Raw genomic sequence first — 16,703 nt, forward strand, 5'->3', positions numbered from 1 at the left:
ACTCACGTCCGGCGGCCTGGCTTCCCGACCTGCCATCCGTTATGCCCCTTGAGTGGCGGAATTTTCCGCCGTCGCTGGCGCATGGACGGGATGGGCTGTGGAACCCGACGACCATCACCGGACATGGGGAGGCCGGCATGAGCACACTGACGCGACATCTCAACGGTTCACGGGAGAACGTCTCGATGTACAACCGGCGGGTGCAACTGCCGATGGTGGGTGAGGTGGCGGTGCCGCCACCGGACAAGGTCGCCTACTACGCCGGGCTCGGAGTGCTCGCCGCGCTACAGGTCATCGAGTGGCCGATCGCTGTGGTGATCACCGCTGGTCACCTGCTGGCAGACCAGCATTTTTCCGGGCTGGTGCGCGGTGTCGGGGAGGCGCTGCAGGACGCCTGACGAGAGCCGGGTCACCGGACGGTTGACATGAATCAGGGTTGAAGTCGCATGCTCGGCCGATGCCGAGCACAGCCGTCACCACCACACCCGCCGCACCGGGACTCTTCGCACCGCGGCTGCGCGCGATGACGGTGGGCAGCGTCGCGCTGATCTCACTCCTCGCGTTCGAGGCGTTGGCGGTCGGTACGGCGATGCCGACCGTCGCGCGCAGCCTGGACGGGTTGGCGCTCTACGGGATCGCGTTCGGTGGTCCGTTCGCCACCGGTGTGCTGGCCATGGTGGTCTCCGGCATCTGGTGCGACGCGCGGGGTCCCAGGGGGCCGATGTGGCACGGCGTCGCCTGGTTCGTGGTCGGGTTGCTGATCGCCGGGACCGCCCCCGTGATGAGCGCGCTGGTCGTCGGGCGGGTCGTGCAGGGTTTCGGCTCCGGGCTGCTCTCGGTGGCGCTCTACGTGATCGTCGGGCAGGCGTACCCGCAGGAGCTGCACCGGCGGATCTTCGCGGCGTTCGCGGCGGCGTGGGTCGTACCGTCGCTTGTCGGGCCGGCGGTTGCCGGCCTGATCGTGCAGTACCTGGGCTGGCGGTGGGTCTTCCTGGCGGTGCCGGCGGTGGCGGTGCCGGCGGTGCTGCTGATCCACCCCGGCCTGCGGTCGCTGGCCCGGGGTGCGGCGACGAGCCCGCCGGCAGGTGCGGCCGCGCGGATCGGTTGGGCGTGCGGGGCCGCGGTGAGTGCCGCACTGCTGCACATCGGGGGACAGCAGCGCGGCGCCACCGCAGTGGTGCTGGTCGGGTTCGCCGTGGTCGGCCTGCTGGTCTGTGCCCCGCGCCTGCTGCCGGCCGGTTTCCTCCGGGCCGCGCGCGGGTTGCCCACCGTGGTGGGGTTGCGTGGTCTGGCGTCGGCGGCCTTCGTCGGCGCCGAGGTGGTCATCCCGCTGATGCTCTCCCGGGAACGGGGTCTCTCGCCGACCGCTGCCGGGTTGGTCCTCACTGTCGGCGCGCTGGCCTGGTCGGCGGGCTCCTGGTTGCAGGGCCGGATTCCGGTGCCGGTGTCGCGGGCCAGCCTGCCGCGTGCCGGGTTGATCTGCATCACGGTCGGCACCGCCACGGTCGCGCTGGCCGTCCGGCCCGAGCTGCCGGTGGCTGTCGCCGTGCTCGGTTGGGCGGTCGCCGGTCTGGGCATGGGGCTGCTCTATCCGTCGTTGTCGGTGCTCACCCTGGAGTTGTCCGCACCGGGTGAGCAAGGCCGCAACAGCTCGTCACTGCAACTGAGCGACTCTCTCTTCGCGGCGACAGTGCTCGCGCTGACCGGGGCCGTGTTGGCGGCGGGAAGTGCGCCGGGCCCGGCCAGCTACACGACGACGCTCGTGGTGACCGCTGGGCTGGCGCTGCTCGGGGCGCTGCTGGCCGGCCGGGTCGCGGTGGGCGGGGGTGTACGACAGGCCGGGTGATCCGCGGATTCCGCCGCGTCCCGCCCGCTCGTGCCGGAAGGATGGCGGACGATGAACCTCCTGACCATTCTTCCGCTCGCCGTGGTCATGGTCGCCGGGACGCAGTTGGTGGTGGCCGTCTTCCTGGCCTCGTCGGATCGGCCCCGGGCGGCGTCGCTGGGCTTCCTCGCCGGCGCGGGGCTGGTGGTCGCCGCCGGGGTGACAGTGGCCTGGTTGTTGACCAAGTTGGTGGGTGGAGTGGTCGCCGACGCCAGCGCCGTCGCCGGGAAGGTCGATCGCGGCCCCGCCATCGACCTGGTGGTGCTGGCCCTGCTGGTGTGCCTGGCGGTGCTGATCTGGGTCCGCCGGGGCCGCTCCGGACCGCCGCGCTGGCTGGGAAGCATCGAGCATGCCGGTCCGCCGCAGGCGCTGCGGCTGGGTGCGCTGCTCTTCGTGGCGACGCCGACCGACGACCTGACCATGGCCACCGTCGGGGCGAGCGTGGCCCGACATGATCTGCCGTGGTGGCACCTGGTGCCGTTCGTGCTGCTCACAGTGCTCCTGCTCGCGCTGCCTCTGCTGGCGTTGCTGCTGTTGGGGAGCAGGGCATCTCGGGTGCTGACCCGGATGCGGGAATGGGCCGAGGGGCACGCCTGGATCGTCAACGAGATCGTGATCGCGTTCTTCGCGCTGCTCACCGTGTTGGACCTGATCCGGTCGGGGTGAGCCGCCGCGTGCCGTCACGGGATTGCGTGTCGTTTCGTCGACACCAGGAAGGGTCGGACGGGTTCCAAGGAGGACGAGATGAAGGTTCTGATCACCGGGGCGTCCGGCACTCTGGGCCGTGCGGTGCTGGGTCGGTTGCGTGACGACGGGATCGGCGTCCGGGCAACCAGCCGCCGGCCACCCGCCGGCACGGACGTGGAGTGGGTGGTGACCGACCTGGTCACCGGGGACGGGCTGACCGAGGCGGTGACCGGGATGGACGCCGTGCTGCACCTGGCGTCCGCGCCTCGGGGTCGGCAGACCTACCAGGTGGATGTGTTGGGCACCCGACGACTGGTGGTGGCCGCCGGCACTGCCGGTGTGCGGCACATCGTCTACATCTCGATCGTCGGGGTTGATCGGGTGCCGATCCCGTACTACCGCCACAAGCTCGCCGCCGAGCAGGTGATCGCGGCCGGTCCGGTGCCGTGTTCGGTGCTGCGGGCCACCCAGTTCCCCCAGTTCCTGGACGACATGCTGACCGCCAGCGCGCGGCTGGGCCCGGTGATCGGGGACCGGGCGGTGCTCGCCCAACCGGTCGACCCGGGTGAGGTGGCGGCGCGGCTGGCGGCCCGACTGGTCGCCGGACCATTGGGCGGCATCGAGGAGCTGGGTGGGCCGCAGGTGCTCCGCTTCGACGAGGCCGCCCGGGCGTGGCGAGCGGCCCGAGGCTCGCGCCGACCGCTGCTGCCGGTGCGGATTCCCGGCCGGCTCGGTCGCGAGCTGCGGGCCGGTGGTCTGGCCACCGAGGCACTGCCCCGGGGCGTACGTACCTGGGCCGACCACCTGGCCGACACGTACGGGGGAACCGGCCGGAAATGAGAGCAACAACGGTTCACGTTCGTCTTACCGTGACGCCATGTTCGCTGTCGTCACCACTGTGATCCTCTACGTCTTCGGCTTCGTCTTCCTCTACGGCGTGATCCGGCTGGGTGTCCGGCACGCGTTCGAGGATCTGGAGCTGCAACGGGCCAAGGCCCAGCGCGAGGAGGAGTTGGCGGCTGCTCGCGACCGCTCCTTCATGAGCGACAACGCCTTCCTCGCGGGCAGTTGAGCGCCGGATCGATCCGGCCCGGGCCGCTGGCGTCGCCGGGGGGCCGGGGAGCCGCCGGGCGGTTCAGCGTCGCGGATGCGAGGATCGCACCCGTGATGGGAACGCTGAAGACCGAACCGGCCCGCGCCCGCCTGGATCTGCTCGCCCCGCCGGTCGCGGAGGCCATCGCGCAGTGGCCGGCCGACGCGCCGGTGGACGTCAACGACGTGCTGGTCGCGCCGATCGACGCCGACCTCGCCGACACCGCGGCGTTCTGCGCGGCGTACGAGGTGGGGCTGGACGTGTCGGCCAACTGTGTCGTGGTGGCGGGCAAGCGTGAGGGCGTGGTGCGCTACGCGGCCTGCATCATCCTGGCCACCACTCGGGCCGACGTGAACGGGGTGGCCCGCCGGACGCTGGACGTCCGCAAGGCGAGCTTCGCCCCGATGGACGACGCTGTCGAGTTGACCGGCATGGAGTACGGCGGCATCACCCCGATCGGGCTGCCGGCGCAGTGGCCGATCCTGGTGGACGCGCGGGTCATCGCCACACCGCACGTGATCGTCGGGTCCGGCGTACGGCACAGCAAGATTGCGCTGCCGGGGCCGGCGTTGGGCGCGCTGCCGGGAGCCCAGGTGGTGGAAGGGCTGGCCAGGCCGGTCTGACCAGGTATCGGCATCGATGTTGTTGCACGTGAAACATTGTGATCATCAATGCCGGACGCCCGGCCGTCGGGTGACTCAGTGTGAGTGCGCTGCGGACTCGCGCTGCTCGACCTCGGCGAACGCGGCCAGCAACGTCCGCACTTCCTGCGCACCGGAGACCGCGTACTTCCCGGCCAGCACGAAGGTCGGCACGCTGGTGATGCCCAGATCCTGGGCGGCGGCCAGGTCGGCGGCGACGTCGGCGACGCGCTCGTCGGAGTCGAGGAACCGGCGCGCGTCGACCGCGTCGAGGCCGATCTCACCGGCCAGGGTGGCCAGCGCCTCCCGCGAGCCGACGTCGACCCCGTGGTTGAAGTGCGCCTGGTAGAGCGCCTCCACCATCTCGGCCGCCCTGCCCTGGTCGGTCGCCCAGGAGACCAGCCGGTGCGCGTCGAAGGTGTTGGCGATCACCGCGCGGTCGTAGTCGAGCCGCAGCCCGTCGGCCGCCGCGACCTGGGTCACGTGGTCGACCATCTGCCGGGCGCGCTCCGGGCCGCCGAACTTGCCGGCCAGCGCCTGCACCAGTGGCAGGGGCTGCGGCACCGGCGACGGGTCGAGCTGGAACGGCCGGTAGCGGACCGTCACCTCGCCCTCGTAGCTGGCGAGGGCCTCATCCAGGCGGCGCTTGCCGATGTAGCACCACGGGCAGATGACGTCCGCGTAGATCTCGATCTCCATGGTCGGTGGCAACCTCGCGGTCAACCGAGTTGTTCCCGGATCTGCCGCTTGAGGCGGCCCAGGATCGCCGTGCCGCCACGGACCCGCAGCGGGCTGATCGCCTGCGCCAGCCCCATCCGCTGATAGAGGTCGTCCGGCACGGCCAGCACCTGCTCGGCGCTCGCCCCGGCCAGCCCCTCGGCGAGGATCCCGGCGAACGCCCGGGTGGTGGGCGCCTCCGGTGGGCAGTCGAAGAGCGTCTCCACTGTGCCTTCCGGGGTCACCCGGGCGCGCAGGAAGAACGCCGTCTGACACTCGGGCACCTGTTCCATGCCCTCGCGCTCCGCGGCGCCCTCCGGCAGCGCCGGGATGACGTCCGCGTACTCCAGGAGCATCTCCAGCACCAGGTCGCGCGGCGCGGCGGCGAACTCGTCGACGATCTCGGCCAGTCGGGCCGGCATGTCAGCCATGCGTCGAGGCTACCGCCGTCGTCCCGAGGGCCCGGTCACACGGTGGGCGACTGCTCGCTGATCTCGCTGAGCGCGCTGGTGGGGTCGAGCTGCATGGCCAGGTCGCCGAGCGAGACGATCCCCACCAGCTTGCGGTCACTGTCACAGACCAGCACCCGTCGGATGCCCCGATCCCGCATGAGCGCCGCCGCCTCACCCGCCGTGCAGTGCTGCTCGATCATGACGACCTCGCGGGTGACGATCGAGCCGATGGTGGTGGCCGCAGGCGAGCTGTTCTCCGCCACGGCCCGCACCACGATGTCCCGGTCGGTGAGCATGCCGGCGAGGCTGGCGCCGTCGGTCACCACCACATCACCGATGTCGGCCTCCTTCATCACCCTGGCCGCCTCGTCCAGGGTGGTCTCGGCCGGCAGGTACACCACCTGCTTGGTCATCACGTCACTGACCCGGTAACCGGTCATGAGAGCCTCCGAAGACGTTTCCACCCGATCCGACAGCACTACCCTGTGACGCGGCAGCTACACCAGGCTCGCACGAACCTGGCGTACCTCGTGGACGAGTCGATCCACCAGACCGTCCAGCGGTAACTCGGTGCGCCCGTCGCCGGCCCGCTCGCGCAGCTCGACGTACCCCTCGGCGAGCCGGCGGCCGACCACGACGGCCCGGGGGATGCCGATCAGCTCGGCGTCGGTGAACTTGACCCCGGCCGAGACGTGCGTGCGGTCGTCGACAAGCACCCGCAGGCCGGCGGCGGCGAGACGCCCGCCGAGCTCCAGCGCCGCGTCGAGCTGCGGGCCCTTGCCCGCAACCACCAGGTGTACGTCACACGGCGCGACCGCCGCCGGCCAGACCAGTCCCCGGTCGTCGTGGTGCTGCTCGGCCACGGCCGCCACCGCCCGGGAAACCCCGATGCCGTAGCAGCCCATCGTCGGCCGGACCGGCTTGCCGGCCGGCCCGAGCACGTCGACAGCGAAGGCGTCGGTGAAGCGGCGGCCGAGCTGGAAGATGTGCCCGATCTCGATGCCCCGCCGGATGGTCAGCTCGCCGGCGTCGCACTCCGGGCAGGGGTCGCCGGCGCGGACGTCGGCCGCCTCGATGGTGCCGTCCGGGGTGAAGTCCCGTCCGCACACCACGTCGGTCGCGTGTCGGCCCGGCTCGTTCGCCCCGGTCAGCCAGGCAGACCCGGTCACCACCCGAGGGTCGACCAGGTAGCGGATGCCCAGCTTGTCGAGCAGTTGCGGTCCGATGTAGCCGCGAACCAGCTCCGGATGCTCGGCCCACTCCTCGAAGACGGTCACCTGTGCCGGGTGCAGTGCGGCACCGACCCGCTTCAGGTCGACCTCCCGGTCACCGGGCAGCCCGACGACCAGGAGCTCGGCCCGGTCGGCACCCGGCCGACGAACTGACAACACGACGTTCTTCAGGGTGTCGGCGGCGGTCCAGCCGTCCCGACCGCCCAACCGGCGCGCGTTGGCCAACTCCACCAGGCTGGCGATCGTCGGAGTCTCCGGAGTGTCGTGCACCTCGACGGCCGGCTGCGCGCTCGGGTCACCGGCGCTCGGCACCCGGGTGGCCACCGCCTCGGTGTTGGCCGCGAAGTCGCAGGAGGTGCAACCGACGAAGGTGTCCTCGCCGACCGGCGTCGCCGCCAGGAACTCCTCCGACGCGGAGCCGCCCATCGCGCCGGACATCGCCCGCACCACCGTGTAGTCCAGCCCCAACCGATCGAAGATCCGCTGATACGCGGCGCGATGCCGCCCGTACGCCTCCCGCAGCCCCGCCTCGTCCAGGTCGAAGGAGTACGCGTCCTTCATCAGGAACTCGCGGCCACGCAGCAACCCGGCCCGCGGCCGCGCCTCGTCGCGGAACTTCGTCTGCACCTGGAACAGCGTCACCGGGAAGTCCCGGTACGAGGTGAACAGGTCCTTGACCAGCAGCGCCGCCATCTCCTCGTGGGTGGGCGCCAACAGGTGCTCGGCACCGCGCCGGTCGGCGAGGGTGAAGATGTCGTCGCCGTACTCCGTCCACCTGCCGCTGGTGCGATACGGCTCGGCGGGCAGCAGCGCCGGGAAGTGCACCTCCTGGTCGCCGATCGCCACCAGTTCGGCGCGGACGACCTCGGTGATCCGATCAAGCACCAGCTTGCCCAGCGGCAGCCAGGTGTAGCCGCCCGGTGCGGCACGACGGATGTAGCCGGCGCGCAGCAGCAGCCGATGGCTCGGCACCTCCGCGTCGGCCGGATCCTCGCGCAGGGTCCGCAGCAACAGCGTCGACATGCGTAGCAGCATGGGCCGAAGGGTAGAGCCACGCCGACCAGCCGGGCGAGCCCATTCCCCGCGACGCTTGCCCCATGACCTCCGACACGTAGTGGATTCGGGGCGGTGCCGGGCGTTGCTGCGGTGACAGACTGGTCGCCGCAGGCAACGAGCGGCGTGAGGGAGGCGCGGGTGCGCTGGGGCAGTTTTGTCGCGGTCGGGGACAGCTTCACCGAGGGTATGGACGATGCGTACCCGAACGGCACCTACCGGGGCTGGGCGGACCTGGTGGCGACCCGGCTCGCCGCCGACGCGGGGCCCGACTTCCGGTACGCGAACCTGGCCATCCGGGGCCGGCTCTTCCCCAGCGTGGTCGCCGAGCAGGTGCCCTCCGCCGTGGCGATGAAGCCGGATCTGATCAGTTTCGCGGCCGGTGGCAACGACGTGCTGCGGCGCACCTTCGACCCGGACACGCTTGTCGCCCGCTTCGACGAGGTGGTCCGGCAACTGCGCTCGGGCGGCGCGGACGTGCTCCTCTTCCGGTTCGCGGACGTGATGGCCCGACTGCCCGGCCAACGCCTCGTCGCCCCCCGGGTGCAGTTGCTCAACCAGGCGGTCGGCGAGACCGCCGAGCGGCACGGCGCCATCATGGTCGACCTGTACGCCGACGACACGTTCCTCAACCCCATGCTCTGGAGCACCGATCGGCTGCACCTCTCCCCGGCCGGGCATCGACGGGTCGCTGGGCAGGTGTTGAACGCCCTCGGGGTCGGTTGCGACGAGGAGTGGCTGATGGTTCCGCCGCACCCGGCGCCGTCGCCGTGGCTTGCCGCCCGCGCTTCCGACCTGCGGTGGGCCGGTCGGTACCTCGCCCCCTGGGTGAAGCGGCGGTTGACCGGCCGGTCGTCCGGCGACACGGTGACGGCGAAGCGCCCGCAACTCGGCCCGCTCGTCGACTGAGCATGCTCACTCTGCACACGGCGGCCCTGCTGCGCCGCGACCGGGACGGCGAGTCGTTGCCCGACCACGCCGTACTGGTCAGTGGCGACCGGATCGAGGCCGTCGGCCCGCTGGCCGAGCTGAGTTCGGCGTACGCCAACGCCCGGGTTCGCCGCTGGCCCGGCACGCTGGGGCCGGGTCTGCTGCACGACGGTCCGCTGCCGCCCGCGCCGACCCCACGTGAGCGGGTGCACGCGCTGCTGCGTACCGGGGTGACGGCGGTATTGGCGGAACACCTGACCGACCCCGCCCTGCGGGCCGCCGCCGAGCGCGGCGACCTGCTGGTGCTGACCACCGCCGTGGCGCCGACCCTGCGGTCGGCCGGGCGGGCCGATCTCGCGGTGCACGGCGTCGACGGGGCCTGCCTGGTGACAGTGGTCGCCGGTCGGATCGTCCATCGTCGCGCCTGAACAGGTCGGGATCTCTCCACTGTGGAACGGGCCGATTGAATCGGGGTCGCCCGATGTCCGCCGTCCTCGATAGCATCCGCTGCCCCCGCTGATCGGAAGGCGGGGACCTCGGGGAAAGGTGGATGAGGGATGACCCTCATACCTGGCACGACGACATCCGCAAGACCGGTCCGGGCACTGCTGGCCATGGGGCTTTCCGTTGCGGTCGCCGCCGGGGCGCTCACGCTCACGACCGCGCCGGCCGCGGCGAACGAGGCGCTCTCCGTCGACGACAACCAGCCGCCGGGTGTGCCGACCGAGCTGCGAACCTCCGACGAGCCGTGCACGACGGCCGAGCCGTACCAGTTGTGGCAGAACGACGACCTGGCGCTCTCCGCCGTCCTGCACGACCCGGACGTCGACGAGAACGGTGGTGCCGACCGGTTGACCGCGACCTTCGCGCTCTGGCCGGTCGACGAGCCGACGGCTCGGATCGAGCGATTCGGGTACAACGGTCGGGAAGGCGATCGGGAGAGCGGCCTCTTCGAGCGGGAAACGCTCACCCACGACCGGTTGTACGCATGGCAGGTCCGGGCGGCGGACAGCCAGGCGACCGGCGAGTGGAGTGGCCTCTGCTACCTCCGGACCGACTTCCAGGGCCCGGAGGTAGCGCCGGTCGTCACCTCCACCGACTTCCCGGTCGAGGGCTGGCACCCGGCGCTGTCGGGTCAGTTCACCTTCGACGCGGCGGCGACGCCGGACGCGGTCGGCTTCCGGTACGGACTGCTCGGCGGCGACGGCGTCCACGCGGTGTCGGCGGACCAGCCCGGCGGCTCGGCCACTGTCACGCTCCGCCCGGATGCGGGGCCCAACACTCTCGTGGTGTGGAGCCTGGACGCGGCCGGGAACAGGTCGCCCGAGGCGCGGTACGAATTCCGGGCCAGCGACGTCGCGCCGATCATCACCGGCAGACTCACCGAGATCGGCGTGCCGACCACGTTCACCGTGCAGCCGCAGATGGCGGGTGTGGTCCGCTACCGGTTCCACCTGGACGGCGACCCTGAGCAGACGGTGGAGGCGGCGGCCGACGGCACCGCCACGCTGACCGTCACCGCGACCCGGGGCGGCAACCGGACGCTCTCCGTGACCAGCGTTACCGCCGATGGCGTGACCGCCACCACGGCGAGCACCTTCGCGCTGTCCACCGCCCCGAAGATAACCGCGACGGTCTATCGGCAGGGCGGCACCAGTGGGGGGCCGGGTGTGCCCGGTGTCTTCACCTTCACCCCGCGCCAGCCTGACGTGGTCAGCTACCGCTACAGCTTCAACACGGTGACCAGCACCGTGGCCGCGGCGGCCGACGGCACCGGATCGGTGACCTGGACTCCGACCAAGGCCGGGCTGACCATGCTCACCGTCTGGAGCATCGACCGGAACGGCACCCAGTCGGGTTCGACGTCCTTCATCTTCTTCGTCGGCAACCTGCCGCCGAGCAACCCGGCCGGCAGCCCGGCTCAGGCCGGCGACCGGTAATCCGCCGCCCGGCCGACCGGCCCACCATCCCGTGCGGGTGGTGGGCCGGTCCAGTTACAGCGGTCGCGGAGGGCGATCCGGCGTACCTTGGGGATCATGTCTGTGCCGAACGATCCCGATCCCCGCCTCCAGTCGTACGCGGACCCGCAGCGGTTGGTCACCACCGAGTGGCTGGCCGAGCATCTGGGCGACGAGGGCCTCGTCGTCGTCGAGTCCGACGAGGACGTGCTGCTCTACGAATCCGGTCACATTCCCGGTGCGGTCAAGGTCGACTGGCACCTGGAGCTGAACGATCAGGTGACCCGGGACTACCTGGACGCCAAGAGCTTCGCCGAGATGTGTGCCGCGAAGGGCATCGGCCGGGGTGACACTGTCGTCTTCTACGGCGACAACTTCAACTGGTGGGCCGCGTACGCCCTCTGGGTCTTCACGCTCTTCGGCCACGCCGATGTGCGACTGCTCGACGGCGGCCGGCAAAAGTGGATCGCCGAGGGACGCGAGGTGACCCGCGACAAGCCGTCTCGCCCGCGCGCCGACTATCCGGTGCCGCTGCGCGACGACGCGCCGCTGCGGGCCTTCCGTGAGCAGGTCATGGCGCACGTCGCCGCCGGCCGACCACTTGTCGACGTCCGGTCGCCGGGTGAGTACACCGGCGAGATGCTGCACATGCCGGACTACCCGCAGGAGGGCGCGCTGCGTGGTGGACACATCCCGGGGGCGGTCAGCAAGCCGTGGAAGTCCGCCGCCAACGAGGACGGCACGTTCAAGTCGGCCGACGAGCTGAAGGCGATCTACGCCGACCATCTCGGGCTGAGCCCGGACGACGACGTGATCGCGTACTGCCGGATCGGCGAGCGGTCCAGCCACACCTGGTTCGTGCTGCGGCACCTGTTGGGCTACCCGCAGGTGCGCAACTACGACGGGTCGTGGACCGAGTGGGGCAACCTGGTCCGGGCACCAGTCGTCAAGGGCGACCAGCCCGGCGGCCTGGCCGTCTGACCAGGTCGTCGTGTGATCGACTCGGGTTTCCTGACGTCGGGCTGTCCCGCTCGCTCGGACACCGCGACATCTACGAGCCCGAGTCGATCACGACGAGGCGACGCGACCCTTGTCAGCTGGCGAGTGCGAACACGCCGCGCAGGTCGCGGACGATGCCGGTGATCTCGCCGGTCTCCGGGTGCCAGCGCGCCAGGGCGGCCGGTTCCAGCCGGAGCAGCACCGCGCCCTTGTTGTCCCAGCCCAGTACGACACAGCAGCCCTTGCTGCGATCCCTGCCCAGGTCGAGCAGGTGGAGCACGGCGCCGGTGCGCGCGTCCAGCACGGCCGCCCCCTCGGCGCCGTCGATCTCGCTGCTGATGATCCAGGCTGCTCGGGCCAGTCGTTCGCCGTGCAGCCAGCCCCGGCCGTAGAACTCGTTGACCTGGTAGGGCGATGGCAGCGCCGAGCGGTTGATCGGCTGTTCGGAGCGGATTTCGCCCTCCCGGGCGGTCCGGGTGCGTAGCTTCAGGCCGGCCCCCTCGCCATACATGTCGATCAAGGGGGCCTCGCGGCCGGCGGCCGGGTCGGGTGCGATCAACTCCCAGGTCGACACGTCGATCGTGCTGGCCGCCCCGGTGACCCGGTCCACCGCGTACGTCCGGTCGTCGCCCCCGACCAGCACCCGGTCGTGCGCCCACACCACCTGCTCCAGGTAGCCGTCGAGCGGTATCCGGCGGACGGCAGCCGTGGTGAGGTCGATCATGATCAGCTCTTTGGTCTGCGCGAACGCTGCCGACCGGCCGTCCGGCGACAGTACCCCCGGCTTCAGTGCGGGCGCCTCGTTGCCGCCCTCGTCCCGGGTCGGTGCCAGCGTCACCACGTCGAGGCTGCGCACCACGCCGTCGTTGCCGAGCACCCGGATCGGGCCGTTCGCGTGGTACTCCTCGTCCACCGGCTGGAACAGCGCCAGTGCCTGCTGGACCGGTCGCTCGGAGAGCGGCACTGTCGCCGGGTCGCCGAGCTTGGCCAACGGATCGGGCGGGAAGGTCAGCTCGGCGGGCGGTTTCTGGACCGGCCCCGCGTGGGACGGGTCGACGGTCGGGGTGAGCGTGGGGCCGACCGGAGGGACCGGCGCCGGGTCGGCGGGCGGTCGCAGCGCCGCCACGGTGCCACCACCGACCAGCACCACGGCCAGGGCGACCACTGCGACGGACCGCCGGGTACGCCGGGTACGCCGAGCCCGCTCCCATCCGGCGGCGGCCGGCTGGCTGGGGAGCACGTCCTCGACGCTGACGGTCAGCAGTCGGCGCAGATCCTGCTCGTTCACGGGTTCACCTCCAGGCCGCTGGCCAGATCGGCCGAGCCTCGGCTCGGTCGGGCATCGCGGGCGAGGTCCGGGGCCACCTCGCGGAGTCGGCGCAGCGCCGCGTGGCACTGGCTCTTCACGGTGCCGACTGTCACCCCGAGCGCCTCGGCGGTGGCGACCTCGGTCAGGTCCTCGTAGTAGCGCAACACCAGCACGGCCCGCTGCCGCGGTGGCAGCAGGCCCAGCGCGTCGTGCATCGTCAGCCGTAACGCGCCGTCACGGTCGTGGGCCACCTGGTCCGGCGGCGCGGCGCTGAGCCATTCCCGGCGCCGGCGACGCCACCACGACACCGAGTCGCGGTAGAGGATGGCGCGCACGTACGCGGAGGGGTCGCCGTCGCGGACCGAGGACCAGCGCAGCGCCAGCTTGAGCAGCGCGTCCTGGAGGAGGTCTTCGGCCTGATGCCGGTTGCCGCAGATCAGGTAGGCCGCCCGGAGCAGCCGGTGCTGGTGGTTCTCCACGAAGGCGAGGTAGCCGTCGCGTCCGTCGTCCTTCGTCGGCGCCATCCGCCCCCCTCCCGGCCGTCGCGCTGTACGCGTCATCTGGCAGACGCACGGGAGGTGGGAAAAGGTTGGGTCAGCTCGGTGGCGTTCCGGTCAGGTAGCGCTGGAGAGTCGGCGCGATCCAGGCGACCAGCTCTTCCGGCGTGGTGTCCACCATGGGCGGCAGGCGAACGATGTACCGGGTGAAGGCGAGGCCGAGTATCTGACTGGCCACCAGGCCGGCCCGTCGGGCGGTCAGCGCCGGGTCGCTGCCGAACGTGGCCACGGCGGCGGTGAGCTGGTCGGCGAAGATGCCGCGCATGCGTTCGGCCGCGCCGGGGTTGGTGCTGGCGGCCCGCAGCAGCGCCACCAGGGTCTCGTCGCCCTCCCAGCGGGCGAGGAAGTGCCGGACCAGCACCTCGCCGAGTCGAGCGGGCGGCACCGAGGTCAGGTCGGGCAGACGTAGGTCGAACTCGGCCGCCGCCGCGAAGAGCCCCTCCTTGCTGCCGTAGTAGCGCATGACCATCGACGGGTCGATCTGGGCGTCGGCGGCGATGGCCCGGATCGTGGCGCGCTCGTAGCCGTCCGCCGCGAACCGTTCCCGGGCCGCTTGCAGGATCGCCGCCCGGGTGGCGTCGGAGCGGCGGGGCTGGGTCGACTGCGCGGACGGCGTCATGCCAACGACCGTAGGCCAACATGTGTTGACACGCAATCGGGCGGGCCCTAGCGTTGCCAACACATGTTTGCCAACGGCTGTTGGCAACGGTTTCTGGAGGTGACCATGAGCACCGACGTCCTGGTCGTGGGTGCCGGCCCCACCGGTCTCGCCACCGCGTTGACGCTGGCCCGGCGCGGGGTCGAGGTGACAGTGCTGGACCGGATGGCCGCGCCGCCGACGACCTCCCGCGCCGCCGTCGTGCACGCGTACACCCTGGAGGTGCTGGACCGGATCGACGCCGCGGCGCCGCTGATCGCCCAGGCGGTGCGGACGCCGCGTTTCACGGTGCGCGACCGGGACCGGGTGCTGCTGTCGGTGCCGTTCCACGAGTTGCCGTCCCGCTTCCCCTACGCGCTGCTGGTCTCGCAGGCGGTCACCGAGGCCGTGCTCACCGAGAAGTTGGCCGAACTCGGTGTCCAGGTACGACGGCCGTGCCAGCTCACCGGGCTGAGCCGCACCGGTGACGGCATGCTCGCGCAGGTCGACGACGAGGCGCTGCGGGCCCGGTTCGTGGTCGGTGCGGACGGCCTGCACAGCACGGTCCGGCAGTTGGCCGGGATCGGCTTCACCGGCAGCAGCGACGAGGAGTCCTTCGTGCTCGCCGACGTGCGGGTGCGCAGCGTGCTGCCCCGCGACGAGGCGGCGCTCTTCCTCGCCCGCCCCGGGCCGCTGGTCTGGGCGCCACTGCCCGGTGGGGTGGTCCGGTTGGTCGCCGCCGTGGCCACCGCCCCGGCCGAACCGGATGCGGCCTACCTCCAGGCGCTGCTCGACGAGCGCGGCCCGGCGCGACGACCCGACCGGGTGACCGAGGTGCTCTGGGGTTCCCGGTTCCGGGTGCACCACCGGATCGCCGACACCTTCCGGGCCGGGCCGGTGCTGCTGGCCGGCGACGCCGGGCACGTGCACAGCCCGGCCGGTGGGCAGGGCATGAACCTCGGCATCTGCGACGCTGTCGCGCTCGGCACCGCAGTGGCGGACGTGCTCGACGGCGGCCCGGAGACGCTGCTCGACGACTACACCGCCCGGCAGCGGCCGATGGCCGAGGACGTGCTGAGCTTCGCCGCCGGGCTGACCAGGATGGCCGGCGTCTCCCCGGCTCGTCGGCCCGCCCGGGACGTGCTGCTCCGGCTGCTCGGTGCCGTCCCACCGGCCCGCCGACGCATCGCGCTGCGGCTGTCCGGTCTGTCGCACCGGGAGCGGACGCCGGGCTAGCCCGCGCGGCTCGACACAGCGGACGCGGCCGGTCGCAGTGTCCGCCACGCGGCGACGGTGACCAGCGCGAACGTCCCCGCCGCCGCGCCCGCCACCGGCACCGTGCCGTACGCCGCGGCGGCCAACCCGGCGAGCGCCGCCCCGAGCGGTGCGGTGAGCAGACCGACCATCCGCTGGGCCGCGCCGACCCGGCCCAGCAGGTCGCTCGGCACCTGCCGCTGCCCGTACGACGCCCACAGGCTGTTCCATGCCACGGTGCCGGCGGCGAAGACGGCCAGCGCGATCCCGCCCGACACCGGATGCCGAGCCAGCGCGAAGCCGGTCAGCGCCATGGTCTCCACGGCCAGCACCGCACGCAGCGCCGGCACCGTGCCGAGCCGGGCGGCCAGCCGCCCCGCCCCGAGCGCCCCCGCCACGCCCCCGACGATGGCGGCGGCGGCGAACAGCCCGTACCCGGCCGGCGGCACCCGGAGCACGTCCAACGCGTAGAGCACCAGCACCGCCATGATTCCGCTGATCGCCAGGTTGCTCGCGGCGGTGAGCAGCGTGACCCGCCACAGCGTCCGGTGCGCCCGCAGCCAACGCAGACCCTCGACGATCTCGCTCCACACCGAGCCGCGCCGCCGCGCCGTCGCCGGAGTGATGGCGGGAGGCGGACTGAGGGCCAGCACGAGCAGGGCGGCCGCCCCGAAGGTGACGGCGTCGAGGGCGAACGGGAGGGCCGGGGCGACGGCGAACAGGACACCGGCGGCGGGCGCTCCGAGGAATCCACCGGCCACCGCCGACCCCGCCTGGAGCCGGCCGTTCGCCCGGGGCAGCGCGTCCGCCGGCACCAACGCGGGGAGCAGCGCGAACGACGCGGAGTCGAAGAGAGTGCCCAACGTGGCGAGCAGGAACGCCGCCACCAGCAGCACCAGCACACTGACCCGGTTGAGCGCGACCACCACTGCCAGCGCCGCCACCACGGCCGCGCGTACCCCGTCGACCAGCGCCATCGTCCGACGACGGTCCCAGCGGTCCGCGTACACGCCGCCGAGCAGGCCGAAGAGCAGCGGCGGCAACTGCCCGGCCACGGTGACCGCCGCGATGATCCGCGGATCGCGGGTCACCGTCGCGGCCAACAGGGCCAGTGCCGGGGTACGCAGCGCGTCCCCGAACCGGGACGAGACGGCCGCGGACCACAGGAGCCGGAAGTCCCGGCCCAGAGCGGAGGAAGTCATGCCGGCGACCGTGCCGGTTCGACCGGGTCGAGGGTCAAGCCGCCGGGCAAAAGGGGACCGCACCTGTCGGTGATCATGGGTACGGTGAGCGCCGGCA

Annotated in this window: 19 protein-coding genes; 11 read left to right on the forward strand and 8 right to left on the reverse strand. The window is 72.1% G+C overall.

The window, feature by feature from the left end:
- Positions 1-137 precede the first annotated feature (137 nt).
- The 6 genes from KBX08_RS08510 (at position 138) to KBX08_RS08535 (ending at position 4,288) form a co-directional block, all read left to right on the forward strand.
- Positions 138-398, forward strand: a complete 261-nt coding sequence (locus KBX08_RS08510; protein WP_210782130.1) for a hypothetical protein — start codon at positions 138-140, stop codon at positions 396-398.
- 59 nt (positions 399-457) lie between these two features.
- Positions 458-1,846, forward strand: coding sequence for an MFS transporter (locus KBX08_RS08515; RefSeq protein WP_210782132.1), 1,389 nt, complete (start codon positions 458-460; stop codon positions 1,844-1,846).
- 51 nt (positions 1,847-1,897) lie between these two features.
- Positions 1,898-2,551, forward strand: coding sequence for a GAP family protein (locus KBX08_RS08520; RefSeq protein WP_210782134.1), 654 nt, complete (start codon positions 1,898-1,900; stop codon positions 2,549-2,551).
- 78 nt (positions 2,552-2,629) lie between these two features.
- On the forward strand, positions 2,630-3,412 hold the full coding sequence (locus KBX08_RS08525) for an SDR family oxidoreductase (RefSeq protein WP_210782136.1): 783 nt from the start codon (positions 2,630-2,632) through the stop codon (positions 3,410-3,412).
- A gap of 37 nt (positions 3,413-3,449) precedes the next feature.
- Positions 3,450-3,644: a hypothetical protein gene (locus tag KBX08_RS08530; RefSeq protein WP_210782138.1), complete on the forward strand. Its 195-nt coding sequence runs from the start codon at positions 3,450-3,452 to the stop codon at positions 3,642-3,644.
- A 95-nt stretch (positions 3,645-3,739) separates the two neighbouring features.
- A complete protein-coding gene (locus KBX08_RS08535; protein WP_210782198.1) occupies positions 3,740-4,288 on the forward strand; it encodes a YbaK/EbsC family protein in 549 nt (182 codons plus the stop codon).
- A 75-nt stretch (positions 4,289-4,363) separates the two neighbouring features.
- Here the strand turns inward: KBX08_RS08535 and KBX08_RS08540 are convergent, their stop codons facing one another.
- The 4 genes from KBX08_RS08540 to KBX08_RS08555 are packed head-to-tail and all read right to left on the reverse strand — an operon-like array spanning position 4,364 to position 7,742.
- Positions 4,364-5,005, reverse strand: a complete 642-nt coding sequence (locus tag KBX08_RS08540) for a DsbA family protein (RefSeq protein WP_210782140.1) — start codon at positions 5,003-5,005, stop codon at positions 4,364-4,366.
- 20 nt (positions 5,006-5,025) lie between these two features.
- Positions 5,026-5,454 carry a SufE family protein gene (locus KBX08_RS08545; RefSeq protein ID WP_112736716.1) on the reverse strand — a complete coding sequence of 143 codons (429 nt, stop codon included), beginning with the start codon at positions 5,452-5,454 and terminating at the stop codon, positions 5,026-5,028.
- A gap of 35 nt (positions 5,455-5,489) precedes the next feature.
- Positions 5,490-5,915: a CBS domain-containing protein gene (locus KBX08_RS08550; RefSeq protein ID WP_030487636.1), complete on the reverse strand. Its 426-nt coding sequence runs from the start codon at positions 5,913-5,915 to the stop codon at positions 5,490-5,492.
- A gap of 57 nt (positions 5,916-5,972) precedes the next feature.
- A complete protein-coding gene (locus KBX08_RS08555) occupies positions 5,973-7,742 on the reverse strand; it encodes a proline--tRNA ligase (protein WP_210782142.1) in 1,770 nt (589 codons plus the stop codon).
- A 159-nt stretch (positions 7,743-7,901) separates the two neighbouring features.
- Between KBX08_RS08555 and KBX08_RS08560 the strand changes: the two genes are divergently transcribed.
- The 4 genes from KBX08_RS08560 to KBX08_RS08575 all read left to right on the forward strand — a co-directional run bounded on the left by KBX08_RS08560 (position 7,902) and on the right by KBX08_RS08575 (position 11,629).
- Positions 7,902-8,669: an SGNH/GDSL hydrolase family protein gene (locus KBX08_RS08560; RefSeq protein ID WP_210782144.1), complete on the forward strand. Its 768-nt coding sequence runs from the start codon at positions 7,902-7,904 to the stop codon at positions 8,667-8,669.
- 2 nt (positions 8,670-8,671) lie between these two features.
- A complete protein-coding gene (locus KBX08_RS08565; RefSeq protein WP_210782146.1) occupies positions 8,672-9,118 on the forward strand; it encodes a hypothetical protein in 447 nt (148 codons plus the stop codon).
- Between the two features lie 129 nt (positions 9,119-9,247).
- A complete protein-coding gene (locus tag KBX08_RS08570) occupies positions 9,248-10,630 on the forward strand; it encodes a hypothetical protein (RefSeq protein WP_210782148.1) in 1,383 nt (460 codons plus the stop codon).
- A 96-nt stretch (positions 10,631-10,726) separates the two neighbouring features.
- Positions 10,727-11,629, forward strand: a complete 903-nt coding sequence (locus KBX08_RS08575; RefSeq protein WP_210782150.1) for a sulfurtransferase — start codon at positions 10,727-10,729, stop codon at positions 11,627-11,629.
- A gap of 112 nt (positions 11,630-11,741) precedes the next feature.
- Here the strand turns inward: KBX08_RS08575 and KBX08_RS08580 are convergent, their stop codons facing one another.
- From KBX08_RS08580 to KBX08_RS08590, 3 genes are all read right to left on the reverse strand, one after another.
- Positions 11,742-12,935: a hypothetical protein gene (locus KBX08_RS08580; RefSeq protein WP_210782152.1), complete on the reverse strand. Its 1,194-nt coding sequence runs from the start codon at positions 12,933-12,935 to the stop codon at positions 11,742-11,744.
- Positions 12,932-13,480 carry a SigE family RNA polymerase sigma factor gene (locus tag KBX08_RS08585; protein ID WP_210782154.1) on the reverse strand — a complete coding sequence of 183 codons (549 nt, stop codon included), beginning with the start codon at positions 13,478-13,480 and terminating at the stop codon, positions 12,932-12,934. Before KBX08_RS08585 ends, KBX08_RS08580 begins: the two co-directional genes overlap by 4 nt.
- 70 nt (positions 13,481-13,550) lie before the next feature.
- The gene (locus tag KBX08_RS08590) at positions 13,551-14,132 is read right to left on the reverse strand and encodes a TetR family transcriptional regulator (RefSeq protein WP_210782156.1); all 582 of its coding nucleotides are present in this window, start codon (positions 14,130-14,132) and stop codon (positions 13,551-13,553) included.
- Between the two features lie 105 nt (positions 14,133-14,237).
- On the opposite strand from KBX08_RS08590, the gene KBX08_RS08595 reads away from it, so the two are divergent.
- Positions 14,238-15,386 carry an FAD-dependent oxidoreductase gene (locus tag KBX08_RS08595; protein ID WP_210782158.1) on the forward strand — a complete coding sequence of 383 codons (1,149 nt, stop codon included), beginning with the start codon at positions 14,238-14,240 and terminating at the stop codon, positions 15,384-15,386.
- Here KBX08_RS08595 and KBX08_RS08600 read toward each other — a convergent pair.
- Positions 15,383-16,606, reverse strand: a complete 1,224-nt coding sequence (locus KBX08_RS08600) for an MFS transporter (protein ID WP_210782160.1) — start codon at positions 16,604-16,606, stop codon at positions 15,383-15,385. The two genes, KBX08_RS08595 and KBX08_RS08600, sit on opposite strands and share 4 nt — an antisense overlap.
- Between the last annotated feature and the right edge of the window lie 97 nt (positions 16,607-16,703).

It is taken from the genome of Micromonospora sp. H61, from assembly GCF_018070325.1.
GTDB classification, from domain to species: Bacteria; Actinomycetota; Actinomycetes; order Mycobacteriales; family Micromonosporaceae; genus Micromonospora; species Micromonospora salmantinae.